At 52.5% G+C, this 4,967-nt stretch carries 4 protein-coding genes and 1 pseudogene; all 5 read left to right on the plus strand.

Annotated features, from left to right (window positions below):
- Positions 1-838, plus strand: an 838-nt coding sequence (tssC, locus tag BZK31_RS28580; protein WP_102136536.1) for a type VI secretion system contractile sheath large subunit, incomplete at its 5' end; no start/stop codon positions are given.
- The gene (tssE, locus tag BZK31_RS28585) at positions 835-1,251 is read left to right on the plus strand and encodes a type VI secretion system baseplate subunit TssE (RefSeq protein ID WP_083186483.1); all 417 of its coding nucleotides are present in this window, start codon (positions 835-837) and stop codon (positions 1,249-1,251) included. The genes tssC and tssE, both read left to right, overlap by 4 nt.
- 98 nt (positions 1,252-1,349) lie before the next feature.
- Positions 1,350-3,137, plus strand: a complete 1,788-nt coding sequence (tssF, locus tag BZK31_RS28590; protein WP_083186484.1) for a type VI secretion system baseplate subunit TssF — start codon at positions 1,350-1,352, stop codon at positions 3,135-3,137.
- A complete protein-coding gene (gene tssG, locus BZK31_RS28595; protein WP_083186485.1) occupies positions 3,101-4,123 on the plus strand; it encodes a type VI secretion system baseplate subunit TssG in 1,023 nt (340 codons plus the stop codon). The genes tssF and tssG overlap by 37 nt, the downstream gene beginning before the upstream one ends.
- Positions 4,120-4,967 (plus strand): annotated as a pseudogene (locus tag BZK31_RS28600) (type VI secretion system ATPase TssH); the annotation flags it as partial. The gene tssG and the pseudogene BZK31_RS28600, both read left to right, overlap by 4 nt.

The following is a 4,967-nucleotide window of genomic DNA, read 5'->3' on the forward strand; positions in this document are numbered from 1 at the left end:
TCATTTCGAGGGTCCACAGTTTGCCAAGTGGCAGAGTTTTCGCCAGCAGGAAGACGCTCGTTATTTTGCGTTGACCTTGCCGCGTTTTTTGCTGAGAAGCCCTTACGACCCCGAAAACAACCCGGTCAAGTCGTTCGCCTATAGGGAAAATGTGGCCCACGAGCACGAACATTATCTCTGGGGCAACACGGCCTACGCATTCGGAACACGCTTCACGGACAGCTTTGCCAAATTCCGTTGGTGCCCCAACATTATCGGGCCACAGAGTGGTGGCGCGGTGGAGGATCTTCCGCTGCACCACTTCGACAGTATGGGGGAGATTGAAACCAAGATACCCACCGAGGTTCTGGTGTCGGATCGGCGTGAGTATGAGCTGGCAGAAGAGGGTTTCATCGCGCTGACCATGCGCAAGGGCAGTGATAATGCTGCTTTCTTTTCGGCCAGCTCCGTACAGAAACCCAAGTTTTTTGGGAATAATCTGGAGGGCAAAACGGCTGAGCTTAACTACAAGTTGGGTACTCAACTGCCCTACATGATGATTGTCAACCGCTTGGCTCACTACCTTAAGGTGTTGCAGCGTGAACAGATCGGTTCCTGGAAGGAACGAACCGACCTTGAGCTTCAACTGAACAAGTGGATACGTCAATACGTCGCTGATCAGGAAAATCCTGGCGCTGATGTGCGCGGCCGTCGGCCTCTGCGTGCCGCCAACGTCATCGTCAGTGATGTTGAAGGTGATCCAGGCTGGTATCGCGTCAGTTTGAATGTGCGTCCGCACTTCAAATACATGGGCGCTGCGTTCACTCTTTCACTGGTTGGAAAAATGGATAAGGAATGAGCCGCTACGGCAGCTTGTTCGAACGGCTCCGCGACACACCCGCCACAAACCGCAGCCCAGGGCGCGAGACGTGCGTGATGGCATCGGTCGCGGCACATCTTTCCAGACTGTTGAGTACGCGAGCGGGCAGTGTGCAAATGCTTCCTGACTATGGCCTTCCTGACTTAAACGATATGCGTTTCAGTCTTCATGAAACAATGCGCCAGTCCAGGAAAGCGATTGAAGATTTCATTCAGGTTTATGAGCCGCGACTGAGTAATGTCAGAGTGGTTTCAGAATCAACCGACGGGAGTGTGTTGATACTTGGGTTCTCTATCAAGGCATTGCTTAATATTGATGGACTTAAGAAAGATGTCGTTTTTCTCGCGGCGTTGGACGGCCGTGGTATGACCAATGTGACCTGTAGTCAATAGCTGAACCATGGACAGCCTATTTGCTCGTCAGAGTGAGTAAGCTGTTCATGAAAAATACGGTGTGTACTTCTGCGAAAACTAAAGCCGGGTGATTAAGTTTGTCTTTCAATGATTACTATCAGGATGAGCTCTGCGCATTGCGTCGGTTGGGCCGTCATTTTTCCGAACGCAATCCTGCGCTCGCGCCTTTTCTAGGCCAGACGGGGTGTGATCCGGATGTCGAACGACTGCTTGAAGGCTTCGCATTTTTGACAGGGCGATTACGTCAGAAACTGGATGACGAACTGCCCGAGTTGACCCATTCGTTGATGCAGTTGCTTTGGCCGAACTATATGCGACCTGTGCCATCGGTCAGCATGATTGCGTTCGAACCATTGAGCCGGCGAGGTCCTGCCGTGCTGGTCGAGCGATCTACACCCGTCGAGAGTGAACCCGTTGACGGAGTCGCCTGCCGTTTTCGTACTTGTTTTCCAACCGAGGTGCTGCCGCTCAGACTGGGGGATCTGACTCACTCGCCTACCAGCAACGGTGCAGCGTTGAAGCTGCACTTGGTGATGAACTGCGACGGCCATATCGGTGAATTAGGGCTGACCCGGTTGCGCCTTCATCTTTCAGGCGATCGTCATATCAGTCAGACATTGTACGTCGGGTTGCTGCATAGGCTTGATGGGATTTTGTTGAGTCCGCTGGATGCTGACGGAAGCCCGATCATCGACAACAATGGGAAATCCATTGAATTTCAGATCCCGGTCAGTGAGGTGTATCCGGTTGGCTTCGCGGAAGATGAGGCGTTGATCCCTTACCCACTCAATACCTACCAAGGATATCGATACCTGCAGGAATATTTTTTCTGTCAGGAAAAATTCATGTTCGTAGATATCGGGGCGCTGAGCGTACTTAATGCGTTATCCGATAGCGTCCTCAAACATGCTGTGGGCCTGCAGCTGGTATTCAAGATAAACGGCGCCGATATTCAGCGCCTTCGCCCTACGGTGGATAACATAAAGTTGTATTGCACACCGGTTGTGAATTTATTTAAACAAGATGCTCTGCCTGTTCTGATTGATGGTAAGCGTGACGAATACCTGCTCACGCCGTCCAGAGACAGTGTCGATCATTGTGGGGTGTATTCGGTCGATAAGGTGACAGGTTGGCAGCCTGGCGGTATGGGCTATCAAGAATATGTCGCGTTCGAATCGTTCGAGCATGATCCTGAGGTTAATGTTAAACACGGCGCTCCTTTTTACAGTGTTCGGCAACGCCCATCCCTGCAGCATGAAGGGCTGGATACCTATTTAAGTTTCGATTTCCGAAGCACCGGGCATCATGAAACGGTTTCCATCGAACTGACCTGCACCAACCAAAATCTTCCGTTGCGAATCAAGTCAGGTGGCATTTGTCAGCACAGTGAAGGGACCCCGGTTGCCCTCCGTTTTAACAGCATCATTCCGGCAACCCCCAGTTACCCGCCACCGATCGGTCGGGATTTCTTATGGCGGGTGATCAGCAATATGTCACTGAATTATGTGTCGCTATCGAACATTGATGCGTTGAAGGTAATTCTCGAAACCTATGACCTGCCACGTCACTATGATCAGCAGGCAGAAAGAGCCAGTCAGCATCTTCTCAAAGGCCTTGAGGCGATCAGTCATCAACCTGTAGATCGGCTATTCAAGGGGCATCCGGTACGCGGGGTGAGGACAGAACTGATCATCAATCCAGACGGTTACGAGGGAGAGGGTGCTCTTTTTCTATTTGCTTCGGTGCTCAATGAGTTTTTCGCACTGTACGCCAGCCTCAACTCGTTTCATGAACTGAACGTTAAAAGCACTCACGGAGAATACTACGAATGGGCACCTCGCATGGGGTTTCAGCCGCTGCTCTAGTTGCGATGGGCATTACGATCCGCGAGTACTCGATTTATCAGGCAGTTCCTCTGATTCTGAACATGCTTCGCGACGTTTATCCGCAAGCGGATGATGAGCAATTGCATGACTTTCTTGAGCTGCAAGCGAATCCAGATCTGGGTTTTCCTGGAAGCGATATCGAACGCCTTGACGTGCTCGAAGAGCGCGGGCAACTGCGTGTGCGATTGTGCCTGAATGTTATCAGCCTGATTGGATCAGGTTCGCCGTTACCGGCCTTCTACAGCGAGCAGGCGCAGGCTGATCAGGGTGGTTCCAATACGACGCGTGATTTTATGAACGTTTTTCATCACCGCCTTCAGAAGCTCATGCTGCCTGTCTGGCGCAAATACCGTTATCGCGCTGTGTTTGCCCACGGCGCCAAAGATCGATTTTCCGAGCATTTGTTTGCTTTGATCGGGCTGGGCGGGGAAAGGATCAGAGAAACTACGGACTTGAACTGGAAGCGACTTTTGCCCTATCTGGGACTGCTCAGCCTTCGAGCGCATTCTGCCGCGTTGATCGAGTCGGTCCTTCGTTATTACTTCAAACATGCAGAGATGTTCATTGAGCAGTGTACGCAGCGGGTCGTGCTCATAGATTCGAGACAGCGCAATTCGCTCGGCAGAGCCAATCACCAGCTTGGTCAAGACGCAGTGCTGGGTGAACGCGTTCGTGATCGAAGTGGAAAGTTTCGCATTCATATAAGGCAACTTTGCTGGGACAGCTTTCATCAGTTTCTTCCCATCGGCGCTCGGCATCAGCCTCTCAGAGCTTTGGTGCGTTTTACGCAACGAGACTTTCTGGAATACGACATCTCTTTGACGCTGCTGCGGGATGAAATCCGGGCGCTGCATATTGGAGAAACCAACACGTGTCGTCTTGGCTGGACCAGTTGGCTGGGGCGCGAACGAGCTGATGGAGTCGTCACGCTTGGCCGGTCGATTATCGAGGACAGATATTTATGATTAACGTAGACCTTCAACAGCTGGTCAATGCACTGGACGTACCGACCCGGCAGGATCTCGAGAGCTGTGCGGGGCGTTGTGTGGCCAGAGGTGGCAGTCTTATTCTCGTAGATGATCTGCTTCTGGCCTTGCTGGAGCGTCCGCAGAGTCTTCTCGTTCGTGCCCTCAAGGACGCAGACCAAACTGTCGAGCATTTTACCGCCGAGGTACGGCCAGCCATCGAGCAGAGTGCTTCTGGCAATCCAGTGTTTGCTACAGAGTTGGTCCAGTGGCTACAGGATGCATGGATAGTGGCCAGCCTTGAGCTGCACCGCAGTCATATCGATCAGGCAGCACTCATTCTCGCCGTGTTGCGAAACCCGTTGCGTCATGCAGGCAGTCGCTATCAGGCGCTGTTAAGCAACATCGACGCTGATCGTCTGAAGGAGTTTGCACTCGCGGAACAGGTTGCCGATAAAGAGTGCCCAACGGGCACCACTGATGACCCATTGTTGAAACGCTTTACCCGCAATCTGACGCATCAGGCCCGTGAAGGACGACTCGATCCTGTCTTGTGTCGGGACGACGCGATACGCCAGATGGTGGACATACTCGCCAGGCGGCGCAAGAACAACCCGATAGTCGTTGGGGAAGCCGGTGTTGGGAAAACGGCGGTCGTGGAAGGGCTCGCGCTGCGAATCATCCACGGTCAAGTGCCCGAATCTCTGAAGAACGTTGAATTGCTGACACTGGATATGGGCTTGTTGCAGGCAGGCGCAAGTGTCAAAGGTGAGTTCGAGCGTCGTCTGAATGGAGTGATCGAAGAAGTAAGGTCGTCACCGCGTGCGATCATCCTGTTTATCGA

The sequence above is a fragment of the Pseudomonas floridensis genome (assembly GCF_002087235.1).
Classification (GTDB): Bacteria; Pseudomonadota; Gammaproteobacteria; order Pseudomonadales; family Pseudomonadaceae; genus Aquipseudomonas; species Aquipseudomonas floridensis.